Genomic DNA, 21,478 nt, shown 5'->3' on the forward strand with positions numbered 1-21,478 from the left:
ATCTGGAAGCCTCCCGTCCTTCACATCCTCATCGGAGTCATCTTAATGTCCTTGTTGTTCCGCCGTGCGTCGCTCGCCAGCCTCGGCCTGGCCGTCGGCCTGTCGGCTCTTTGCCTGTCGCCGCTGATGGCGCAGGAAACCGCACCAGCCCAGCCGGCACCGGCCGCACCGGCGGCACCGGTCGATCCGAATACAGTGGTTGCCACCGTCAACGGCCAACCCCTCACCGAAGCAGATCTCGTGCTTGCCGAAGGCGAGCTGTCGCAGCAGTTCGCGCAACTCCCGGCCGAGCAACGCCGCGCCGCGGCGCTTTCGGCCGCAATCGAGATCCGCGTCATGGCCGCCCAGGCCGTCTCGACCGGTCTCGACAAGGATCCCGATTTCCAGCGCCGCATGGCCTTCCTGCAGCAGCGCGCGCTGCATGGCGAGATGGTCGAGAAGGGCGTCGTTGACAAGGTCACCGACGCCGAGATCCGCGCCCGCTACGACCAGGAGATCGCCAACACGCCGCCGGTCAACGAGGTGCATGCCCGTCACATCCTCGTGAAGACGAAGGAAGAGGCCGAGGCGATTATCAAGCAACTCGACGGCGGCGCCGATTTCCAGAAGCTCGCCAACGAGCACACCTCGGATCCGAGCGGCAAGACCAGTGGAGGCGATCTCGGCTGGTTCGGACCTGGCCAGATGGTGCCGGAATTCGACAAGGCCGCTTTCGCGCTCGAGGTCGGCAAATACACCGAGCAGCCGGTGCAGTCGCAGTTCGGCTGGCATGTGATCAAGCTCGAGGACAAGCGCACCAAGCAGCCGCCGGCCTTCGACGACGTCAAGGACCAGGCCAAGCAGGCGGTCATCCGCGACAAGTATTTCGCGCTGGTCAAGTCGCTGCGCGCCGATGCCAAGGTCGAAATTCCCGACGCCAATTTGAAGAAGGCCGTCGATACGCTGGAAAGCGCCAAGTAAACCAGAACGGTTTCGAAAAAGGGGCGCGGTGGCCAAAGGGCGCCGCGCCCTTTTTGCGTCAGTTCAGCCGTCGGGCCCCTCTATGCCTCGCAGGAGATAGCGGACCACCTTGCGTATCGTCGCCTCGTCTTCGTCGAGCCGGTTGGTCAGGAGCTGCCGCCACGCATAGGAAGCCACCAGGTCAGCCGCCACAGCCGGATCGACATCGGCCGCGACCTCGCCCCTTGCCCTGGCGCGCTCGATGATCTGGCCGGTGTGGGCCCGGCGCCCGCCTGTATAGCCAGCAAGGGCCGTGGCCGCCGTTTCGTCCGACTGTGCCTCGGCGATCAGCGACCTGAACACGCTGCCCGACGACGTCTCGCGCCAGTGCGCGAACAGGTTCTTGAGGAAGCCGACGAGATCCTCTTCCAGTCTTCCCGTATCGGGAACATCGACGCGTTTCTGGCGCTGGTAGACCTCCAGCAGCAGCGAGGCCTTGCTCGGCCACCAGCGATAGATGGTCGGCTTGCCGGCACGCGCCCGCCGCGCCACGGCCTCGATCGAGAAGCCGGCATAGCCGGCCTCGACCAACACCGCCTCGGCGGCATCGAGAATGGCTTCCGCGCTGTCGGGATTGCGCCGCGCACCAATGGATTTACGCGCCGTATCCGCCTCTTCGGCCATCCTGTCGCCCTCGCGTCGGTTAGGCCGGCAATATAAGTGATCCGACGATGGAACGAAACGGCCCGTTCTTGGCGGCTGAAGCAGGAGACATTTGCCTGCCATGTCTCCCGCACGATGCCCAGGCGGTCATCGGTGCTGACCAACTCCACCCGCGCGCCGGCGCCGAGTCACAACGGCGTCCAGAAATACCAAGGTCAGTGTCACAAGCTGCCTTGGGAGAGATCGCAACCTGGGCAGGGCGGTGCCAGCGAACTGCAACGGAGCCGGCTGCGAACCGGTCAAGGCCAATTCCGGTTCTCACGCCGCCACCAAAACGCCTTGCGCGGGCGCGCCGTATCGGGCAAACCGGCGTTTCTCCGCCGATTTTTCCCGTCCGAGGTTCCATGTCCACGACGATTTCGCCGCTCGCGCCGAAGAAATACCCCAAGATGCCTGAGATCGAGGGGGTGCGCATCGCCACCGCCGAAGCGGGGATAAAATACAAGAACCGCACCGATCTCCTGGCCATGGTCTTCGAGCCCGGCACGGCGGTCGCCGGCGTGTTCACAAAGTCGAAATGCCCCTCGGCGCCAGTCGATTTCTGCCGGCAGAACCTCGCCGCGGGCAAGGCCCGGGTGCTCGTCGTCAATTCCGGCAACGCCAATGCCTTCACCGGCAAGAAGGGCCGGGACTCCACCGCGCTGACGGGCGAAGCGGCAGCCAAGGCTGCCGGCTGCACGCCAGGCGAGGTGTTCCTGGCCTCGACCGGCGTCATCGGCGAGCCGCTTGACACAACCAAGTTCAGCCATCTGCTGGCTGGTCTGGTCAGCAACGGCAAGCCCGACCTGTGGACCGAGGCGGCCAAGGCCATCATGACCACGGACACTTATCCGAAGGTGGCGACGCAGACCGTCAAGCTCGGCGAGACCGATGTCACCATCAACGGCATTTCCAAGGGCGCCGGCATGATCGCACCCGACATGGCCACGATGCTGTCCTTCGTCGCCACCGATGCGCCGATCGCCGCCCCCGTGCTGCAGGATCTGCTGTCGCGCGGCACGGCCAAGACCTTCAACGCGGTGACCGTCGACAGCGACACCTCCACCAGCGACACGCTGCTGCTCTTCGCCACCGGAAAGGCCGCCAAACGCGGCGCGCCGGAGGTAACCGATCCCAAGGATGCCCGTCTGGGGGCGTTCCGCCGTGCGCTCGGCAAAGTGCTGAAGTCGCTGGCGCTGCAAGTGGTGCGCGATGGTGAGGGCGCCCGCAAGCAGGTCGAAGTCACCGTTACCGGCGCGAAATCGGCGCGCTCGGCCAAGCGCATCGCGCTCTCGATCGCCAATTCGCCGCTGGTCAAGACGGCGGTCGCCGGCGAGGACGCCAATTGGGGCCGCGTCGTCATGGCCGTCGGCAAGGCCGGCGAGCCGGCTGACCGCGACCGCCTGTCGATCTGGTTCGGCGACAACAGGCTGGCGCATGAGGGCGAGCGCGATCCGGCCTATTCGGAGGAAGCGACCTCGGCGTATATGAAGCGCGACGACATCCGCATCCGCGCCGATATCGGCATCGGCCGCGGCAAGGCGACGGTGTGGACCTGTGACCTCACCAAGGAATACGTCGCCATCAATGGCGACTACCGGAGCTGACGGACTTGGTTTCCAAACATCCGGCCAGCATGCTGGCGACAGTGCGCCGCTATGAGGCGGCCGGGTTCCGCGCCTGGCCCGCGGCGGCAGTCCATTATGACGGCACCTGGGTGGTGCGGCTGACGGCCGGACATCCGGCCAAGCGGCTGAATTCGGTCAATCCGCTCGATCCCGGCGACACCCAGCACATCGCTGACCGCATCGGCCGCGCCAGCCGCCGTTTCGATGCCTATGGCAGGCCGCTGACCTTCCGCATGTCGCCGCTATCGGGTCCGGATCTCGCCAGCCATCTCGACCGCGAGGGTTGGAGCCGGTTCGACGAATCGCTGGTGATGCGGCTGCCGCTGGCCGATGCCCAGCTGGATGCCGCCATGGACCAGATCCCGTTGAAGGACATCAGCCGCTTCATCGGCGCGTCGCTCAAGGTCAGCGGCTCGGACGCGTCGCTGCGGCCAGGCCTGTCGGAGATCATCGGCGCCATCCAGCCCGAGGCCGGGCTGTTCGCGCTCGAGGCTGGAGCGGAACCACTGGCGACGCTGATCTGCGTCCATGACGGCGATCTCGCCGGCCTGTTCGAGGTCGCCACCGACAAGTCGGCACGCAACAAGGGCCACGGCCGCAACCTGATCCTGTCGGCGCTGAAATGGGCGCGGCTGCGCGGCGCGCGGGAAGCCTGGCTGCAGGTCGAGGCCGGCAATGTGCCGGCGCTGGCGCTCTATCATTCGCTCGGCTTCGACGAGGTCTATCGCTACCACTACCGCCGGCCGCCTGTTCATGGGTGAAATCGGGCATGAATGATGTGACGATCGCCGGCAAGCGCCTGCTCCTGGTCGCCGCCTGCGCCCTGGTCGACGCCGACGGGCGCGTGCTCCTGGCGCAGCGGCCCGAGGGCAAGCAGCTTGCCGGGCTCTGGGAGTTTCCCGGCGGCAAGGTCGAGCCCGGCGAGACGCCGGAGCAATGCCTTATTCGCGAACTCTATGAGGAGATCGGGATCGAGACCGACATCCCGTGCCTGGCACCGCTCACCTTCGCCAGCCATAGCTACGACGATTTCCATCTTTTGATGCCGCTTTTCATCTGCCGCCGCTTTCGCGGCATCGCCCAGCCGAAGGAGGGGCAGGCGCTGAAATGGGTGCGGCCCAGGCAGATGCGCGACTACCCGATGCCGCCGGCCGACGCTCCGCTGATCCCGTTCCTGATCGACCTCCTGTAGGCGAACAGAACCGCTAGCGGCCTGTGGCTGAGCGGAGCTGCGGGGCGCATAAGCCAGCATTAATGGAAGATTTATCTCATCATGAAAAATTGATGCAAGGCTGCCTCGTCGCGGCCGTGCCGGCGATTTTCTGGGGAGCGACAGCATGAGCCTAGACAGGGATTGGGATTCGATCCGGCCCGACCGCAGTTTTCGCGCCGCGGATGCGGGCATGGGCGTGCTGCGCGTCACGCTGCTGTTCGGGTCGGCCGCGGTGGCGCTGGCCCTGATCGCAACGCCCTTCCTCGAGAGCCAGACGCGCTCGCAATCGGCTCGGAATTTTGCCAGCGGTCTCGACATGACTGCCACTGGTTCGATCACTCGTCGCGATACCTATACGGTGCGCCGCAGCGTGCTTCAGCCGCAGCCCGATTCGGTCTGCATCATCCGATCCGACGGCCGGACCAGCGGCGACTGCTGACCGGGTCCAAGACATTTTCAGAGGCGGCGGTTTCATCGCCTATTAAGCCTGTGCCGTTAACCTTTCTTAACAGGTCGGCGGTATGGTTCCGGCAAGAGGGATCGACGTGATGAAAACAGTGCTGCTGCGTTTCCTGAACGATGAAAAGGGCGCCACGGCCGTCGAATACGGCTTGATCGTCGCCGTACTGTCGCTGACGATCGTCGGCGGCATCAGCCAGGTCTTCAACGCGATCACCTGGCTGTTCAGCGACAATGGCAGCAGGCTTGCCAACGCTTTCGCACCCTGATCTGGCTGTCCGCGTCCGCGGACACTGTCATTGCCCCTTGGGCTGCTCCAACACAGTCTTCAGCGAGATCTTGGCCGAACCCGGCTTGAGCGGCTTTTGCTGCGATGCATCGGGCGCCCAGCCGGACATCCAGACCATCGAAAAGCTTGCGCGGATGCGGCCGTCGGGATCCGAAAACCGCTCGGCGTAGATTTGCGCGGCGCGGGCGAACAGCTGGCGTGTGCCCGGCCGCCGGCTGCGATCGGCAAGCGCGCTGGTTTCGCCCATGGCGCGCAAATCGGCCATCAGGTTGAAAAGACTGTCATAGCGCACCGTCACCGTCTCGACATCGGCGACCGGCAGAGCGAGGCCGGCGCGCTGCAGCAGCGCTCCCGCGTCGCGAACGTCGGTGAACGGAATGACGCGCGGGCTGGCGCCGCCGTGAAGCTCGGTCTCGGCCGCCAGCAGGCTTTCACGCAATTCGCCGAGCGTGCCGGCGCCGGCGAAGGCGCCGAGGAAAAGCCCGTCCGGACGCAGCGCACGGCGGATCTGCACCAGCATGCCGGGAATGTCGTTCATGGCCTGCAACGAAAGAAGCGACACCGCCAGGTCGAGGCTTTGCGGCTCGAAGGGCACGGTTTCCAGCGGCGCTACCATGCCGGCGGAATTGCCCAGGAAAGCCGTATCCGCCTCGACACGGACGATGTCCGCCACCTTGCCGCTCGCGGCGAGGATGTCGGCTGCGGCCGACGTCTGGCAAAACAGCACCGCTGCCTTGCTAAACCTGCGCTCCACGGCACCCAGCCGGTCGGCAAGATCGTCGGCACTGCGCCGCATCAGGAAGTCCGCGCCGCCGACCGGATGATCGAGCGCGCGCTGCTTGTGCGCCAGCCACAGTGAGGTGTCCATTATCGGCAGCAAACGGGCAGATCCTTTGTTTGTCCATTCCCCGATGGAGTTGATATAGTGGCGCACAGCACCCACCACGTGGCCGATCCCATGCCCAAGATCAAGCCTCTGGACATCAGGAACCTTGCACGGTCGGCGGCGAACTGGCCGGCGCGCATCCTGTTCCCGCCTGTCTGCGCCGGCTGCCGCAGGCATGTCTCGCAGCCCGGCGTTCTGTGCGGCGCCTGCTGGCCGAAACTGCGCCTCCTGGAGCGGCCCTGGTGCCCGGTGATGGGCACGCCGTTCACCCACCATATGGGTGAGGGCTTTCTGTCGGCCGAGGCGATCGCCGATCCGCCGCCCTTCGAGCGGGCGCGGGCGGCCGTCGCCTATTCCGGCGTCGCCCGCCAGATGGTGCAGGGGCTGAAATACCAGGATCGCACCGACCTGGCGCCGTGGATGGCGCGTTGGATGCTGCGCGCCGGCGCCGACCTCATTGCCGAGGCGGATGTGGTGGTGCCGGTCCCGCTGCACTGGCGTCGCTTCTTCAGGCGGCGGTTCAACCAGTCAGCGGAATTGGCGAGGGCGGTCTGCGAGCTCAGCGGCCTGTCTTTCGCACCCTCGGCCATGCGGCGTGTCAAGCTCACGCGCCAGCAGGTCGGGCTGGAGCGCAAGGACCGCGAGGACAACGTGCGGGCCGCCTTTCGCGTGCCTGCCGAAGCGGAAATCGAGATCGCCGGCCGCCGCGTGCTTTTGATCGACGACGTCTACACCACGGGTGCCACGGTTCGCGCCGCCAGCAAGGCGCTGAAAAAAGCAGGGGCCGGCGCCGTCGATGTGCTGACCTTCGCACGCGTGCTGCCGGGGGACTTTCGGGCCGACGAGTCCACGACTATATAAGTCGGCAACAAACAGTGGAAATTCGTCATGGTCGACGTCACCATCTATACACGCATGATGTGCGGCTACTGCACGGCCGCCAAGCGGCTGCTCGAGCGCAAGGGCGTCGCCTATACGGAGCATGACGCGTCGTTTTCGCCGGAACTGCGCCAGGAGATGATTTCCCGCGCCCATGGCCGCACGACCTTTCCGCAGATTTTCGTCGGCGACACGCATGTCGGCGGCTGCGACGACCTCCACGAGCTGGAGGCGCAAGGCCGGCTGGACAAGTTGCTCGCCAATGGTTCGACGAATTGAGGATATGATGATGGGTGTTTTCAAGGCGGCCGCGATCCAGATGCGTTCGGGCGAGAGGCCAGAGCGCAACGCAATTGATCTCGAGCGGCTGGTGCGCGAAGCAGCCGGCCAGGGGGCCACCTACATCCAGACACCGGAAATGACCGGAGCGCTGGTGCGTGACAAGAAGGCCGCGTCTTTCACCTCAGAGGACAAGGACATCATCGTCGGGACCGCCCGCCGACTGGCCCGCGAACTTGGCGTCCACCTGCATATCGGCTCGACCGCCATCCTGCGCGCCGACGGCAAGCTCGCCAACCGGGCGCTGCTGTTCGGTCCGGACGGCGCCACGCTCGCCTCCTATGACAAGATCCATATGTTCGACGTCGATCTCGACAATGGCGAGAGCTGGCGCGAATCCGCGACCTACGAGCCCGGCACGGAGGCGGTCGTCACGACCATCGAAGGCGCCAAGCTGGGCTTTGCCGTCTGTTATGACCTGCGGTTTCCGCAACTGTTCCGCGCCGAGGCGCTAGCCGGCGCCGACCTGCTTTCCGTGCCCGCCGCCTTCACCCGCCAAACCGGCGAGGCGCATTGGCACGTGCTGCTCAGGGCCCGCGCCATCGAGAACGGCGCCTATGTCGTGGCCGCTGCGCAAGGCGGCCTTCACGAGGACGGCCGCGAAACCTATGGCCATTCGCTGATCGTCGATCCGTGGGGCCGCGTCATCGCGGAGGCGGCGCACAATGAGCCGGCGGTGATCGTCGCCGAGATCGACCCGGCGCAGTCGCTGGCGGCGCGCAAGAAGATCCCCAATCTGAAAAATGCGCGGGATTTCGCTGTCAATGCCGGTTCGTCCGAGACATCGCGTCTCAGGGGAGCGGCCTCTTGATCCGCTTCTCCCTGATCTGCGAAAACGAGCACGAGTTCGAGGGCTGGTTCCGCAGCAATGACGATTTCGACACGCAAAAGAAGCGTGGCTTCGTCGATTGCCCGAGCTGCGGCTCGCACAAGGTGGAGAAAGCCCTGATGGCGCCGGCCGTGTCGACGGCGCGCAAGCAGGAAACGATAGCGCTCGCCATGGGCGAGGCGCAGAAGCAGGCGCTGGCGCAACTGAAGGCAATGGCCGAGAAGGTTCGCGAGAATGCCGATTACGTCGGCGACAAATTCGCCGAGGAAGCGCGCAAGATCCATTTCGGCGAGACCGACCCGCGCGGCATCTATGGCGAGGCGACGCTGGAGGAGGCCAAGAGCCTGGCCGAGGACGGCGTCGAGTTCATGCCGATCCCGGTGTTTCCGGAGGATCGGAACTGAGCGGTCAGCTCACGCTGCCGATCAATTTTTCAAGCAGGCGCGAAAGCGTTTCCCGTTCGGCTTGCGTCAGGCCGGAAAGAATCTCGTGCTCGTTGGCGACGTGGGCAGCAATGGCCTCGTCGATCAAAGCGAGACCTTTTTCAGTCAACCGCACGACGATGCCGCGCCGGTCGTTGGGATGCGGACCACGCACGATCAACCCTGAGGTTTCGAGCCGGTCGAGCCGGTTGGTCATGGCGCCCGAGGTCACCATCGTCGCCTCGTAAAGGGCGGTCGGGGTCAGCGCGTAGGGCGCGCCCGAGCGGCGCAACGTGGCCAGCACGTCGAATTCGCCGGCCTGCAATCCATAGCGCGCAAACAACGGCGCGAGGCGCTCGCGGGCAATCAGCGAGGATGCTTCATTCAACCGCCCGATCACGCCCATCGGCGAGACGTCAAGGTCCGGCCTCTCCCTGTTCCATTGTTCGATCGCCTTTGCCGCCCTGTCCATCTATTCTGCCATGTATCTTGACGTTAAGAATCTTTTCGTTATCTTATCGGAAAATGAAGTGGCGGCCAAGTGCCGGCGACGATGACGAGGACCATCAGATGAAATTTCTCTGGGATTCGGCGCTTGGCCTGCTGGTCGTGACGGGCGCCCTGCTTGGCCTGACGCTGCCGTTCGGCAAGCTTGCGACCGCCGCCGGCGTTCCGGCCATGGTCTGGGCCTTCGTCATCTCGCTCGGTGCCGGCGGCGTGCTGTTGCTGGCTCTCCTGCTGCGTGGCGAGCGCATCAAGCTTACGGCGCGCAAGCTGCGCTATTTCTTCGTCACGGCGGCGGTGTCCTATGCCTTTCCCAACCTCTTGATGTTTTCGGCCATCCCGCATCTCGGCGCGGGATATACGGGCATCATGTTCACGCTATCGCCGGTGATCACGCTCGTGTTCTCGATCTTGCTTGGCGTTCGGCGCCCCAACCTGCTCGGCGTCATCGGCATTGCGGTCGGCTTCATCGGTGCGGTCATGGTCGCGCTTACACGCGGCGAAGCTGGCCAACCGGCCGATTATTTCTGGGTAACGATCGGGTTGCTGATCCCGGTCAGCCTTGCCGCGGGCAACATCTACCGCACCGTCGACTGGCCCGAAGGAACCGGCCCGATCGAGCTTGCCGTGGGCAGCCATCTGGCGTCGGCGACCTTGCTTCTCCTCGGCATCCTGACGCTTTTCGGCTGGCAAGCGTTTGTTCCGCTGGGCGCGGTACCGCCTGTGGTCGTCGCGCAGATGGCGTCGGCTTCGGCAATGTTTGCCTTCTTCTTCCGGCTGCAGGCGGTGGGCGGCCCGGTCTATCTCAGCCAGATCGGCTATGTGGCGGCGGCCGTCGGGCTGTTCGCGGGCACGATCTTCCTCGGCGAGCACTATCAGCTGCTGACCTGGGCAGGCGCTGTCATCATCACGGCCGGCGTGTTTATCACCACCAAGGCGCAAAGCGGGACCAGCGCGAGGGCGCAGAGTCAGGCGGCGTGAGCCGGTTCAGACCGTGCCCTTTTCCGCCAGCACCATGTAGTTGACGTCCATGTCTTTCGACCGCTGCCAGCGGTCGGCGAGCGGGTGGTAGACGACGCCGGTGCGGTCGATGACGGTCAGGCCGGCGCCGCCGAGCGCCTTTTCCAGCTCTTCCGGGCGCACCAGCTTGCCGAACTGATGAGTGCCGCGCGGCAGCCAGCGCAGCACATATTCGGCGCCGATGATGGCCAGCCCTAGCGCCTTCAGCGTGCGGTTGATCGTGGCCACGAACATGATGCCGCCGGGCTTGACCATCTCGCCGCATTTGGCGACGAACAGGTCGATGTCGGCGACATGCTCGACCACTTCCATATTGAGGATAACGTCGAATTTTTCGCCGGCGTCGGCCAGGTCCTCGGCCGTGGTGGCGCGGTAGTCGATCGTCACGCCGACTTCGGCGGCGTGCAATTTGGCCACTTCGATATTGGTGGCGGAAGCATCGGCGCCGACCACTTCGGCGCCAAGCCGCGCCATCGGCTCGCACAGCAGGCCGCCGCCGCAACCGATGTCGAGAAAGCGCAGGCCCTCGAATGGCCGTGCCGCGCGCGGATCGCGGCCGAAGCGCGTTGCCACCTGGTCGCGTATGTAGGCAAGCCGGATGGGGTTGAACTTGTGCAGCGGCCGGAACTTGCCGTTCGGGTTCCACCATTCGGCGGCAAGGGCGGAAAAGCGCTCCACTTCTCCGGCATCGATCGTCGATCGTCGGGGCTCTGGCATCGATTGGTCTCCTCGGACGCTAGCAAGTCGGGCGTGGGGGAGGGAAAGTCAAGGCTGCATTTTCGCCTGCTGACAGTGCGAGGCCGGCACCGCCGACAAGCGCCCTCTATTGCCGGCGGCGCCCTGTCAGGACGTGTCAGCTCAGGGAGCACCTCGGCCGAAACAAAAAAGCGGCGGCGTGCGAAAAAGGGAAGATCGTGTTGAGAAAAGGAGATGGCCGTGATTCAGACCGCATCGATCCTTTGGCGCAGGCTCGACCTTGAAGGTCACGATTCCTGCATGCTCTCGCAGCGGCCCGGCGGGCACCGCCTGAAGGGGCAGGCCATCTTTCTGCAAGACGACAAGCCGTGTTGCATCGCCTACGAGGTGGATTGCGATGCCGGCTGGCACACGCGCTCGGCACGTATCGAGGGCTTTCTCGGCCCGCAAGAGCTTTCCCTGGGGATCGAGCGCCATACTGACGGCTCCTGGACGCTGGATGGCGAGCCGCAGCCGGAGGTGGCCGGCCTGATCGACGTCGATCTCGGCTTCACGCCGGCTTCGAACCTCCTGGCGATCCGCCGGTTCGCGCTCGCCGTCGGCGAGGCGACGCCGGCACCGGCCGCCTATCTGGCCTTTCCCGAGCTCAGAGTGACGCGGCTCGACCAGGCCTACCGGCGCCTCGACCCGGCCCGCTATGCCTATGCCGCGCCGGCGTTCGGCTATGAGGCGGTGCTGGAGGTCTCTCCACTCGGCTTCGTGCTCGACTATCCAGATTTGTGGAAGAGCGTCGCCCGCCCGGGCTGAGGTCCGCCGCTCTGAGAGCCTTGCCGGTAGCGGCGCTGCGCAAAATGGAGTTCCAGTCCAGCAGGCACGTGGCGCCCTTCTTGTGCGCCATCGCTTGCGAAGCCTGGATGTTTTGGCTAAGGAGGCCGCGCATTCAGCGGCCGGCGCCAGCCGGGCGCTTTTCTCGGTTTTTCGGCGCAGAGCCGGCTTCAGTCAAAGGCATTTCGCTTCCATGGCGCGCATCGTGATGAAATTCGGCGGAACCTCCGTCGCCGACATCGCCCGCATCCGCAATGTGGCGCGTCACGTCAAACGGGAGGTCGATGCCGGCCACGAGGTGGCGGTGGTGGTCTCGGCGATGGCCGGCAAGACCAACGAACTGGTCGGCTGGACGCGCGAGGCCTCGCCGATGCACGACGCGCGCGAATATGATGCCGTCGTCGCGTCCGGCGAGCAGGTGACGGCAGGCCTCCTGGCGATCACCTTGCAGAACATGGGCGTGCACGCCCGCTCCTGGCAGGGCTGGCAGATCCCGATCAAGACCGACAACGCGCATGGCGCGGCACGCATCCTCGACATCGACGGCGCTTTCCTGGTCAAACGCTTCGGCGAGGGCCAGGTCGCCGTCATCGCAGGTTTCCAGGGCATCGGACCGGACAACCGCATCGCAACGCTTGGTCGTGGCGGCTCCGACACCAGCGCGGTGGCGATCGCGGCCTCCGTCAAAGCCGACCGCTGCGACATCTATACCGACGTCGACGGCGTCTACACCACCGATCCACGCATCGAGCCCAAGGCGCGGCGGCTGGCCAAGATATCGTTCGAGGAAATGCTTGAAATGGCCTCGCTCGGCGCCAAGGTTCTGCAGGTGCGATCGGTCGAGCTTGCCATGGTGCACAGGGTGCGTACCTTCGTGCGGTCGTCCTTCGACGATCCCGACGCGCCCGGAATGGGGGATTTGCTCAATCCGCCCGGAACGCTTATTTGCGACGAGGAAGAAATCGTGGAACAGCAGGTCGTCACCGGAATTGCCTATGCCAAGGACGAGGCGCAGATTTCGCTGCGCCGTGTCGGCGACCGGCCGGGCGTTGCCGCCGGCATCTTCGGGCCGCTGGCCGAGGCCAACATCAACGTAGACATGATCGTCCAGAACATTTCCGAGGACGGCAAGCTTACCGACATGACCTTCACGGTGCCCTCCGGAGACGTGGACAAAGCGCTGGCCGTGCTCGACCGGCTGAAGGCCGATGTCGGCTACGACGTCGTGCAGTCGGAAGCCGGCATGTCGAAGGTCTCGGTCATCGGCATCGGCATGAGAAGCCATGCCGGCGTTGCCGCCACCGCCTTCAAGGCGCTGGCCGACAAGGCGATCAACATCCGCGCCATCACCACCTCCGAGATCAAGATTTCGATACTGATCGACGGTCCTTACACGGAACTCGCGGTTCGCACTTTGCATTCCGTCTACGGTCTGGATAAGCAGTAGCAGACTGAATCAGTTGTTGCGTGCGTGCCGGCGGCGGCCGAAACTGCGCCGGCAGGAAGCCTATTGGAGAAGAAGCCGCGATGCGTGACCCGGCCAGTGGCCCGCGCGTTCTGCTGAAACGGCTCCGCGAGCTCATGCAGGAGCCGCTGGAGCCGCAGGAGCGGCTCGACCGCATCGTGCGCGACATCGCCTCCAACATGGTCGCCGAAGTGTGCTCGCTCTATGTGCTGCGCGCCGATTCCGTGCTCGAACTCTACGCCACCGAAGGCCTGAACCCCAACGCGGTGCACCTGGCGCAGCTCAGGCTGGGGCAAGGCCTGGTCGGCACGATCGCCGCCAGCGCGCGGCCGCTCAATCTATCCAATGCGCAGGAACATCCGGCTTTCGCCTACCTGCCGGAAACCGGGGAAGAGATCTACAATTCCTTCCTCGGCGTGCCGGTGCTCAGGGCAGGGCGCACGCTGGGCGTGCTGGTGGTGCAGAACAAGACCATGCGCCACTATCGCGACGACGAGGTCGAGGCGCTGGAAACCACCGCCATGGTTATCGCCGAGATGATCGCCACCGGCGATCTGGCGCGGCTGACGCGGCCCGGCCTCGAGCTCGACCTGCGCCGCCCGGTCAGCTTCACCGGCCTGTCGTTCAACGAGGGCGTCGGGCTCGGTCATGTCGTGCTGCACGAACCGCGCATCGTCGTCACCAACCTGTTCAACGAGGACAGCGAAGAGGAAGTCCGCCGGCTCGAGGCATCGCTCGGCTCGCTCAGGCTTTCCATCGACGACATGCTCGAGCGCCGCGACGTCGCCTTCGAGGGCGAGCATCGCCAGGTGCTGGAAGCCTACCGCATGTTCGCCAACGACCGCGGCTGGGTCCGGCGGCTGGAAGAGGCGATCCGCAACGGCCTGACGGCGGAAGCTGCGGTCGAAAAGGTGCAGAGCGACATGCGCGCGCGCATGCTGCACATGACCGATCCTTATCTGCGCGAGCGGATGAGCGATTTCGACGACCTCGCCAACCGGCTTCTGCGCCAGCTGATGGGACGCGGGCCTGACGATGTCGCGGCCTCGCTGCCGAAGGATGCCATCATTGTCGCCCGCTCGATGGGCGCCGCCGAACTGCTCGACTACCCCCGGGACAAATTGCGCGGACTGGTGCTCGAGGATGGCGCCGCCACCAGCCACGTCGTCATCGTCGCGCGCGCCATGGGCATTCCCGTCGCCGGGCAGATGAAGGGCGCCGTTTCCATGGCGGAAAACGGCGATGCCATCATCGTCGACGGTGAGGAAGGCGCGATTCATCTTCGTCCGCAGTCGGATCTCGAAGCCGCCTATGCCGAAAAGGTGCGGTTCCGGGCGCGCCGGCAGGAAGTCTACCGCGAACTGCGCAAGAAGCCGTCGGTGACCAAGGATGGCATTGCGGTCGACCTTTTGATGAATGCCGGGCTTGCCGTCGACCTGCCGCAACTGGCCGAGTCGGGTGCCGCCGGGATCGGCCTGTTCCGCACCGAATTGCAGTTCATGGTCGCCTCGACCTTTCCCCGTGCCGAGGCGCAGGAGCGGCTCTACCGCGACGTGCTCGATGCCGCGCGCGGCAAGCCGGTGACCTTCCGCACCATCGACATCGGCGGCGACAAGGTGCTGCCCTATTTCAAAGGCGCCATCCAGGAAGAGAACCCGGCGCTCGGCTGGCGGGCGATCCGCCTGACGCTGGACCGTCCGGGATTGCTGCGCACCCAGATCCGCGCCCTGCTGAAAGCCTGCGGCGGGCGGGAGCTCAAGCTGATGCTGCCGATGGTCACCGAGCTCGGCGAGATCGCCCAGGCGCGCGAAATCATCGACCGCGAGGTGCGGCATCTGTCGCGCTTTGCCCATCATTTGCCGACCAGCCTCAAGCTCGGGGCAATGTTGGAGGTGCCGTCCCTCCTGTTCCAGCTTGACGAGTTGATGAAGGCGGTCGACTTCGTCTCGGTCGGCTCGAACGACCTGTTCCAGTTCGTGATGGCGGTCGACCGCGGCAACACGCAGCTTTCCGATCGCTTCGACACGTTGTCGACGCCGTTCCTGCGGGTGCTCAAGACCATCGCCGATGCCGGTGCCCGCAACCACACGCCCGTCACACTCTGCGGCGAACTCGCCGGCAAACCGATCTCGGCAATGGCGCTGGTCGGCCTCGGTTTCCGTTCTATCTCGATGTCGCCCGCTTCGATCGGTCCGGTCAAGGCGATGCTGACCGAATTGCCGCTGGAGGCGTTGAAAGCGTTCTTCGACGACAATCTGATGGCGCCGGCCCAGGGGCTGCCGATGCGGGCGCTGCTGCAGGCCTTTGCCGACGACCGCTCAATTCCGTTATAGCACCTTTGCAATGATCTCCCTTCCCCGCGACCGCATGGATCAAGTCGTCAAGCGTTTCGAAATGCTGGAAGCGCAGATGTCGGCCGGCCCGGCGCCGGATGCCTATGTTAAGATGGCATCGGAATATGCCGAGCTCCAGGAGATGGTTGCCAAGGTCAGAGCCTTGCGCTCGGCCGAGCAGGAGCAGGCCGATCTCGAGGCGATGCTCGCCGACAAGGGCACCGATGCCGAGATGCGGGCGCTCGCCGAGGCCGACCTGCCAGAGGTCGATGAGCGCATCGAAGCGTTGCAGAAGGACATCCAGATCCTGCTCTTGCCCAGGGATGCGGCCGACGACAAGAACGCCATCCTGGAAATCCGCGCCGGCACCGGCGGCGACGAGGCAGCATTGTTCGCCGGCGACCTGTTTCGCATGTATGAGCGCTATGCCGCTTCGCGCGGCTGGCGGTTCGAGACGGTATCGGCCAGCGAGGGCGATGCCGGCGGCTATAAGGAAATCATCGCCACGGTTTCCGGCAAGGGGGTTTTCGCGCATCTGAAATTCGAGTCCGGCGTCCACCGGGTGCAGCGCGTGCCCGCGACCGAGGCCAGCGGACGCATTCACACCTCGGCGGCGACGGTAGCCGTGCTGCCGGAGGCGGAGGAAGTCGACATCGACATCCGGGCCGAAGACATCCGCATCGACACGATGCGCGCGTCGGGCTCGGGCGGCCAGCACGTCAACACCACCGATTCGGCAGTGCGCATCACCCATTTGCCGACCGGCATCATGGTGGTGCAGGCGGAGAAATCGCAGCACCAGAACCGGGCCAAGGCCATGCAGATCCTGCGGGCCCGGCTCTACGACCTGGAACGCAGCAAGGCCGATGAGGAGCGCTCGGAATCGCGCAAGTCGCAGGTCGGCTCCGGCGACCGCTCGGAACGCATCCGCACCTACAATTTTCCGCAAGGCCGCGTCACCGATCATCGCATCAACCTGACGCTCTACAAGCTCGACCGGGTGATGATGGGCGAACTCGACGAAGTCATCGACGCTCTGATCGCCGATCACCAGTCGAAGCTGCTCGCCGATATCGGTCTTGATGGCTGATCCTTTGCCCCAGGCGCTGGGGCCGCTGCTGCGGGCAGCGCGAGCGCGCCTGGCCGCGGTCGATGATCCCGCGCTCGATGCAAGACTGATCGTGGAGCACTTTTCAGGTACGACCCGCACGCAGGCCATTGCCGATCCCGAACATGCGGTCGATGCCGCCGCTCTTGTCCAGATCGACCGCGCCTTGAGGCGCCGCGCGGGCGGCGAGCCCGTGCACCGCATCCTGGGCTATCGGGAGTTCTACGGGTTGCGGCTGTCGCTGTCGCCGGAAACGCTCGAGCCGCGGCCCGACACCGAAACGCTGGTCGAGGCCATACTGCCCTTTGTCAGGGCAACCGTCATGCGCGAGGGCGAGTGCCGCATCCTCGATCTGGGAACCGGCAGCGGAGCCATCGCGCTGGCGCTGCTCAGCGCCGTGCCGGCAGCGATTGCCACCGGGGTAGACCTCTCGGAAGGGGCGTTGAGGACGGCAACGCGCAATGCCGCGAAATTGGGGCTTGGCGACCGGTTCACGGCGCTGCTGTCCGACTGGTTTGAAAAAGTTTCTGGTCGATACCATGTAATTGTCGCAAACCCTCCCTATATACGATCGGAAGACATCGGAAATCTGCAGGATGAAGTCCGCGATTTCGACCCGCGCCTGGCCCTGGATGGCGGCGCGGATGGGTTGGCCCCTTACAGGGTCATCGCCGCTGAGGCGGCTAAGTTTCTAGAAGCCGGAAGCAGGATTGCGGTCGAGATCGGCTACACACAGCACATCGAGGTCACCGCTATATTTCGCTCGTCCGGCTATGCGGTCGCTGGTGCGTTTGGCGACCTCGGCGGAAACGACAGGGTTCTTGTCTTTCAACGGGGAAAGCCTTGACGCAGTGCGAAAAAAACCGCTTGGCAATGCCGGGGAATGCGGCTAGGGTCGCGTTAACCGGATGAGACGAAGCAGGCAGTGCTCTTAGCGATTCGGTTTTCCTTGGAAATAGCTGCCTTCTTGCGCAAACGACGCCCAAGCTTCGTGCGGGAATCGTCCGGCAAGTGATGTAACCGGAACAGGATGGCACGTGGCGCCAACGCAATTGATGCGGGCGAACGCCGGTGAAGAAACGAAACGGCTGGCTGCATGAGCGCCACCGTTCGTGAAGAGTTTTCGAAAATTTCAATATGAAGAGAGTCGAATGAGGCCACAACAGCAGAACAGGCGCATGCGCGGTCGCAACAACAATGGCGGCGGCGGCAACAACAACAATAACAACAACCGCAAGGGGCCAAATCCCCTGACGCGCAACTACGAGAGCAACGGCCCGGACGTGAAGATCCGTGGGTCTGCTCAGCAGATCGCTGAAAAGTACGCCACCCTTGCCCGTGATGCGCAAAGCTCCGGCGACCGGGTGATGGCGGAGAACTATCTCCAGCACGCCGAGCACTATAATCGCATCATTGCGGCCGCGCAGGCGCAGATGCCGATCCAGAACGTCCAGCAGAATCGCGACGAATTCGACGATGATGGCGATGAGGATCGCGACGAGTTCGACAATGCCGGCAACGCCGGCAACAACGTTGCGGATGCGCCGGTTCCGGTGATCAATCACGGCGCGGGTCCGCAGCCGGTTATCGAAGGCATGCCGGCCGAAGTCGCGCTGAACCGGGAAAACGGCCGCGATCGTGATAATCGCGATCGTGATAATAATGGCGGGCGCAACAGTGGCGGCCGCGACAATAATGGCGGACGCCATCGCGACCGCCGCCCCAATGGCGGCTATGGCCAGAACAGTCAGCGCGGCGATTATGGTTCGTCCGCCGAGCAGGGTGCCCAGCAGCAGCGCAACGAGACGGCCGAACAGGCCGAGGCCGTCACGCCAGCCGAATCCGTCGCGCCGGTCGAGCAGGCGGCGCCACTGTTCGAGAACCTGTCGCCGGCCGGGCTCGCTGCCCAGGCCGAACTCAATGAGACGGCCGCGGAGACTAGTCCCAGCCGTCGTCCGAGGCGTCCGCGCCGCCCGCGCGGCAATGCCGACCAGATCACCAGCGGCAACGACAATGCCGACGCTGGCGAGGTGGCGGCCGCCCCGGCCGACAATGGCAACGCCGACCCCGCGATCGCCGACATCGACAACTGAGCGGCGACGCCTCGATACGTTGAACGGCGGAGAGAAATCTCCGCCGTTTTCGTTTGCGCGGCCGTGGAATATTATGCCTTCGCAGACATCAAGACGTCTTGAGGGTTCGCGGATAGCGCACCATATCAGCCTCAACTGGACCCGGCTCTCACGGGCGGGTCCGTCACCGCAATCTGATCCGGTGCCGCAAAGCGGGCCGGTGATGGAAGGAGACAGGTATGAATCTTGAGAAATACTCGGAGCGCGTGCGCGGCTTCATCCAATCCGCGCAGACGATGGCGCTCTCGCGCAACCACCAGCAATTCACCCCCGAACATATCCTGAAAGTGCTCGTCGATGACGACGAGGGTCTGGCTGCGTCGCTCATCGAGCGCGCCGGCGGCAGCGTCCGCGACGTCAAGCTCGGCATCGAGACGGCACTCGAAGCGATGCCCAAGGTGGAGGGCGGCAACGGCCAGCTCTATCTGGCACAGCCGTTGGCCAAGGTGTTTTCGACAGCCGAGGAACTGGCCAAGAAGGCCGGTGACAGCTTCGTCACGGTCGAAAGGCTACTGACGGCGCTGGCGGTCGAGAAATCAGCCAAGACATCAGACATACTGGCCAAGGCCGGCGTCACCGCGCAGGCGCTCAACCAGGTGATCAACGACGTCCGCAAGGGCCGCACCGCCGATTCGGCGAATGCCGAACAGGGCTATGACGCGCTGAAGAAATACGCGCGCGATCTCACCGCCGATGCCCGCGCCGGCAAGCTCGATCCGGTCATCGGCCGCGACGACGAGATCCGCCGCACCATCCAGGTGCTGTCGCGCCGCACCAAGAACAATCCGGTGCTGATCGGCGAGCCGGGCGTCGGCAAGACGGCGATCGCCGAAGGCCTGGCGCTGCGCATCGTCAATGGCGACGTGCCGGAATCGCTGAAGGACAAGCAACTGATGGCGCTCGACATGGGCGCGCTGATCGCCGGCGCCAAATATCGCGGTGAGTTCGAGGAGCGGCTGAAGGCCGTGCTTTCCGAGGTCACTGCCGCTGCTGGTGGCATCATCCTGTTCATCGACGAGATGCACACCCTGGTCGGCGCCGGCAAGGCGGACGGCGCCATGGACGCGTCCAACCTTCTGAAGCCGGCGCTGGCGCGCGGCGAACTGCACTGCGTCGGCGCCACCACGCTCGACGAATACCGCAAGCATGTGGAGAAGGATGCCGCACTCGCCCGCCGCTTCCAGCCGGTCTTCGTCGAGGAGCCGACGGTGGAGGACACGGTCTCGATCCTGCGCGGCCTGAAGGAGAAATACGAACAGCACCACAAGGTGCGCATTTCCGATTCGGCGCTGGTCGCGGCGGCGACGCTGTCCAACCGCTACATCGCCGACCGGTTCCTGCCGGACAAGGCGATCGACCTCGTCGACGAAGCCGCTTCGAGGCTTCGCATGCAGGTCGATTCCAAGCCCGAAGCGCTGGACGAGATCGACCGCCGCATCATGCAGCTCAAGATCGAGCGCGAAGCGCTAAAGGTCGAGAAGGACGAAGCTTCGAAGGACAGGCTTGCCCGGCTCGAGAAGGACCTCGCCAGCCTCGAGGAGGAATCGACCGAGATGACCTCGAAGTGGCAGGCCGAGAAGCAGAAGCTCGGGCTCGCCGCCGACCTCAAGAAGCAGCTTGACGAGGCGCGCAACGAACTGGCCATCGCCCAGCGCAAGGGCGAGTTCCAGCGCGCCGGCGAGCTTGCCTATGGCAAGATCCCGGAACTGGAAAAGAAGCTGAAGGAAGCCGAGGCCCAGGACGGCAAGGCCGGCATGGTCGAGGAAGTGGTCACGCCCGATCATGTCGCCCACATCGTCTCGCGCTGGACCGGAATTCCGGTCGACAAGATGCTGGAAGGCGAGCGCGACAAGCTGTTGCGCATGGAAGACGAGATCGGCAAGCGCGTCGTCGGCCAGGGCGAGGCGGTGCAAGCTGTTTCCAAGGCAGTGCGGCGCGCTCGCGCCGGCCTGCAGGATCCGAACCGGCCGATCGGCTCGTTCATGTTCCTCGGCCCGACCGGCGTTGGCAAGACCGAACTGACCAAGGCGCTGGCGAACTTCCTGTTCGACGACGAGAGCGCGATGGTGCGCATCGACATGTCGGAGTTCATGGAGAAGCATTCGGTTGCCCGATTGATCGGCGCGCCTCCCGGCTATGTCGGTTATGAGGAAGGCGGCGCGCTAACCGAAGCGGTGCGGCGCCGGCCCTATCAGGTCGTGCTGTTCGACGAGATCGAGAAAGCGCATCCCGACGTGTTCAACGTGCTCCTGCAGGTGCTCGACGACGGCCGGCTCACCGATGGGCAGGGCCGCACGGTCGACTTCCGCAACACGCTGATCATCATGACGTCGAACCTCGGCGCCGAATACCTGGTCAATCTCCGCGAGGACCAGGATGTCGACCAGGTTCGCGACGAAGTGATGAACGTCGTCAAGGCGTCGTTCCGGCCGGAGTTCCTCAACCGCGTCGACGAGGTGATCCTGTTCCATCGGCTGCGCCGGCAGGATATGGGCCGCATCGTCGAAATCCAGCTCAAGCGGCTGGAGAACCTGCTGGTCGACCGCAAGATCACGCTGTCGCTGGACCAGGAGGCGATCGACTGGCTGGCATCCAAGGGTTACGACCCTGCCTATGGCGCGCGGCCGTTAAAGCGGGTGATGCAGAAAGACTTGCAGGATCCGCTGGCTGAGAAGATCCTGCTCGGCGAGATTCTCCACGGCTCGACCGTCAAGGTGACCGCCGGCTCCGACCGGCTGAATTTCCGTTCGAAGCCGACGGTCGTCGCGACCGAAGCGGCAGCATGATTGAACGCCGCGCGCCCAGGACGG

Annotated in this window: 22 protein-coding genes; 18 read left to right on the forward strand and 4 right to left on the reverse strand. The window is 64.8% G+C overall.

What is annotated here, in order from left to right; all coding sequences use genetic code 11:
- The first annotated feature begins 45 nt into the window (after positions 1-45).
- On the forward strand, positions 46-960 hold the full coding sequence (locus FJ942_RS22870; RefSeq protein ID WP_140899015.1) for a peptidylprolyl isomerase: 915 nt from the start codon (positions 46-48) through the stop codon (positions 958-960).
- 63 nt (positions 961-1,023) lie between these two features.
- On the opposite strand, the gene FJ942_RS22875 is transcribed toward FJ942_RS22870, so the two are convergent.
- On the reverse strand, positions 1,024-1,623 hold the full coding sequence (locus FJ942_RS22875; protein ID WP_140899017.1) for a TetR/AcrR family transcriptional regulator: 600 nt from the start codon (positions 1,621-1,623) through the stop codon (positions 1,024-1,026).
- Positions 1,624-2,006: 383 nt separating this feature from the next.
- Between FJ942_RS22875 and argJ the strand changes: the two genes are divergently transcribed.
- The 5 genes from argJ (at position 2,007) to FJ942_RS22900 (ending at position 5,210) form a co-directional block, all read left to right on the forward strand.
- Positions 2,007-3,248, forward strand: a complete 1,242-nt coding sequence (argJ, locus tag FJ942_RS22880) for a bifunctional glutamate N-acetyltransferase/amino-acid acetyltransferase ArgJ (protein WP_140584060.1) — start codon at positions 2,007-2,009, stop codon at positions 3,246-3,248.
- 29 nt (positions 3,249-3,277) lie between these two features.
- Positions 3,278-4,030: a GNAT family N-acetyltransferase gene (locus tag FJ942_RS22885; protein WP_140500961.1), complete on the forward strand. Its 753-nt coding sequence runs from the start codon at positions 3,278-3,280 to the stop codon at positions 4,028-4,030.
- 8 nt (positions 4,031-4,038) lie between these two features.
- Positions 4,039-4,461 carry a (deoxy)nucleoside triphosphate pyrophosphohydrolase gene (locus tag FJ942_RS22890; RefSeq protein ID WP_140525450.1) on the forward strand — a complete coding sequence of 141 codons (423 nt, stop codon included), beginning with the start codon at positions 4,039-4,041 and terminating at the stop codon, positions 4,459-4,461.
- A 145-nt stretch (positions 4,462-4,606) separates the two neighbouring features.
- Positions 4,607-4,921 (forward strand): hypothetical protein, encoded by a 315-nt coding sequence (locus FJ942_RS22895; RefSeq protein ID WP_140500915.1) that lies wholly within the window; start codon positions 4,607-4,609, stop codon positions 4,919-4,921.
- Between the two features lie 109 nt (positions 4,922-5,030).
- On the forward strand, positions 5,031-5,210 hold the full coding sequence (locus tag FJ942_RS22900; protein WP_140500916.1) for a Flp family type IVb pilin: 180 nt from the start codon (positions 5,031-5,033) through the stop codon (positions 5,208-5,210).
- Positions 5,211-5,237: 27 nt separating this feature from the next.
- Here FJ942_RS22900 and FJ942_RS22905 read toward each other — a convergent pair whose 3' ends face one another.
- Complete coding sequence (locus tag FJ942_RS22905; protein WP_140513845.1) at positions 5,238-6,110, reverse strand: methyltransferase domain-containing protein; 873 nt, start codon at positions 6,108-6,110, stop codon at positions 5,238-5,240.
- Between the two features lie 66 nt (positions 6,111-6,176).
- On the opposite strand from FJ942_RS22905, the gene FJ942_RS22910 reads away from it, so the two are divergent.
- From FJ942_RS22910 to FJ942_RS22925, 4 genes are read left to right on the forward strand one after another with little or no spacing between them, the layout of a single operon-like run.
- Positions 6,177-6,977 carry a ComF family protein gene (locus tag FJ942_RS22910; protein ID WP_140513940.1) on the forward strand — a complete coding sequence of 267 codons (801 nt, stop codon included), beginning with the start codon at positions 6,177-6,179 and terminating at the stop codon, positions 6,975-6,977.
- A 27-nt stretch (positions 6,978-7,004) separates the two neighbouring features.
- A complete protein-coding gene (grxC, locus tag FJ942_RS22915; protein WP_140513844.1) occupies positions 7,005-7,274 on the forward strand; it encodes a glutaredoxin 3 in 270 nt (89 codons plus the stop codon).
- A gap of 10 nt (positions 7,275-7,284) precedes the next feature.
- Positions 7,285-8,145 (forward strand): carbon-nitrogen hydrolase family protein, encoded by an 861-nt coding sequence (locus tag FJ942_RS22920; RefSeq protein ID WP_140633239.1) that lies wholly within the window; start codon positions 7,285-7,287, stop codon positions 8,143-8,145.
- Entirely contained in the window at positions 8,142-8,567 is a 426-nt protein-coding gene (locus tag FJ942_RS22925) for a DUF1178 family protein (protein WP_140500920.1), read from the forward strand. The genes FJ942_RS22920 and FJ942_RS22925 overlap by 4 nt, the downstream gene beginning before the upstream one ends.
- Positions 8,568-8,571: 4 nt before the next feature.
- Here FJ942_RS22925 and FJ942_RS22930 read toward each other — a convergent pair whose 3' ends face one another.
- Entirely contained in the window at positions 8,572-9,057 is a 486-nt protein-coding gene (locus FJ942_RS22930) for a MarR family transcriptional regulator (protein WP_140500921.1), read from the reverse strand.
- A gap of 98 nt (positions 9,058-9,155) precedes the next feature.
- On the opposite strand from FJ942_RS22930, the gene FJ942_RS22935 reads away from it, so the two are divergent.
- Positions 9,156-10,070 (forward strand): DMT family transporter, encoded by a 915-nt coding sequence (locus FJ942_RS22935; RefSeq protein ID WP_140513841.1) that lies wholly within the window; start codon positions 9,156-9,158, stop codon positions 10,068-10,070.
- 6 nt (positions 10,071-10,076) lie between these two features.
- Here FJ942_RS22935 and ubiG read toward each other — a convergent pair whose 3' ends face one another.
- Positions 10,077-10,826, reverse strand: coding sequence for a bifunctional 2-polyprenyl-6-hydroxyphenol methylase/3-demethylubiquinol 3-O-methyltransferase UbiG (gene ubiG, locus FJ942_RS22940; RefSeq protein ID WP_140513840.1), 750 nt, complete (start codon positions 10,824-10,826; stop codon positions 10,077-10,079).
- 213 nt (positions 10,827-11,039) lie between these two features.
- Here ubiG and FJ942_RS22945 point away from each other — a divergent pair, with 213 nt between their 5' ends.
- The 7 genes from FJ942_RS22945 (at position 11,040) to clpB (ending at position 21,454) form a co-directional block, all read left to right on the forward strand.
- On the forward strand, positions 11,040-11,612 hold the full coding sequence (locus FJ942_RS22945) for a putative glycolipid-binding domain-containing protein (RefSeq protein WP_140560196.1): 573 nt from the start codon (positions 11,040-11,042) through the stop codon (positions 11,610-11,612).
- Between the two features lie 211 nt (positions 11,613-11,823).
- Positions 11,824-13,077 carry an aspartate kinase gene (locus FJ942_RS22950; protein WP_140500924.1) on the forward strand — a complete coding sequence of 418 codons (1,254 nt, stop codon included), beginning with the start codon at positions 11,824-11,826 and terminating at the stop codon, positions 13,075-13,077.
- An 80-nt stretch (positions 13,078-13,157) separates the two neighbouring features.
- Positions 13,158-15,428 carry a phosphoenolpyruvate--protein phosphotransferase gene (gene ptsP, locus FJ942_RS22955; RefSeq protein WP_140500925.1) on the forward strand — a complete coding sequence of 757 codons (2,271 nt, stop codon included), beginning with the start codon at positions 13,158-13,160 and terminating at the stop codon, positions 15,426-15,428.
- Positions 15,429-15,438: 10 nt separating this feature from the next.
- On the forward strand, positions 15,439-16,518 hold the full coding sequence (prfA, locus tag FJ942_RS22960; RefSeq protein WP_140500926.1) for a peptide chain release factor 1: 1,080 nt from the start codon (positions 15,439-15,441) through the stop codon (positions 16,516-16,518).
- On the forward strand, positions 16,511-17,383 hold the full coding sequence (gene prmC, locus FJ942_RS22965) for a peptide chain release factor N(5)-glutamine methyltransferase (RefSeq protein WP_140565939.1): 873 nt from the start codon (positions 16,511-16,513) through the stop codon (positions 17,381-17,383). The genes prfA and prmC overlap by 8 nt, the downstream gene beginning before the upstream one ends.
- Before the next feature lie 304 nt (positions 17,384-17,687).
- Entirely contained in the window at positions 17,688-18,629 is a 942-nt protein-coding gene (locus FJ942_RS22970) for a DUF4167 domain-containing protein (RefSeq protein ID WP_140565943.1), read from the forward strand.
- A 218-nt stretch (positions 18,630-18,847) separates the two neighbouring features.
- A complete protein-coding gene (gene clpB / locus FJ942_RS22975) occupies positions 18,848-21,454 on the forward strand; it encodes an ATP-dependent chaperone ClpB (RefSeq protein WP_140565946.1) in 2,607 nt (868 codons plus the stop codon).
- Positions 21,455-21,478 lie beyond the last annotated feature (24 nt).

It is taken from the genome of Mesorhizobium sp. B2-4-2 (genome assembly GCF_006442845.1).
Taxonomy (GTDB): Bacteria; Pseudomonadota; Alphaproteobacteria; order Rhizobiales; family Rhizobiaceae; genus Mesorhizobium.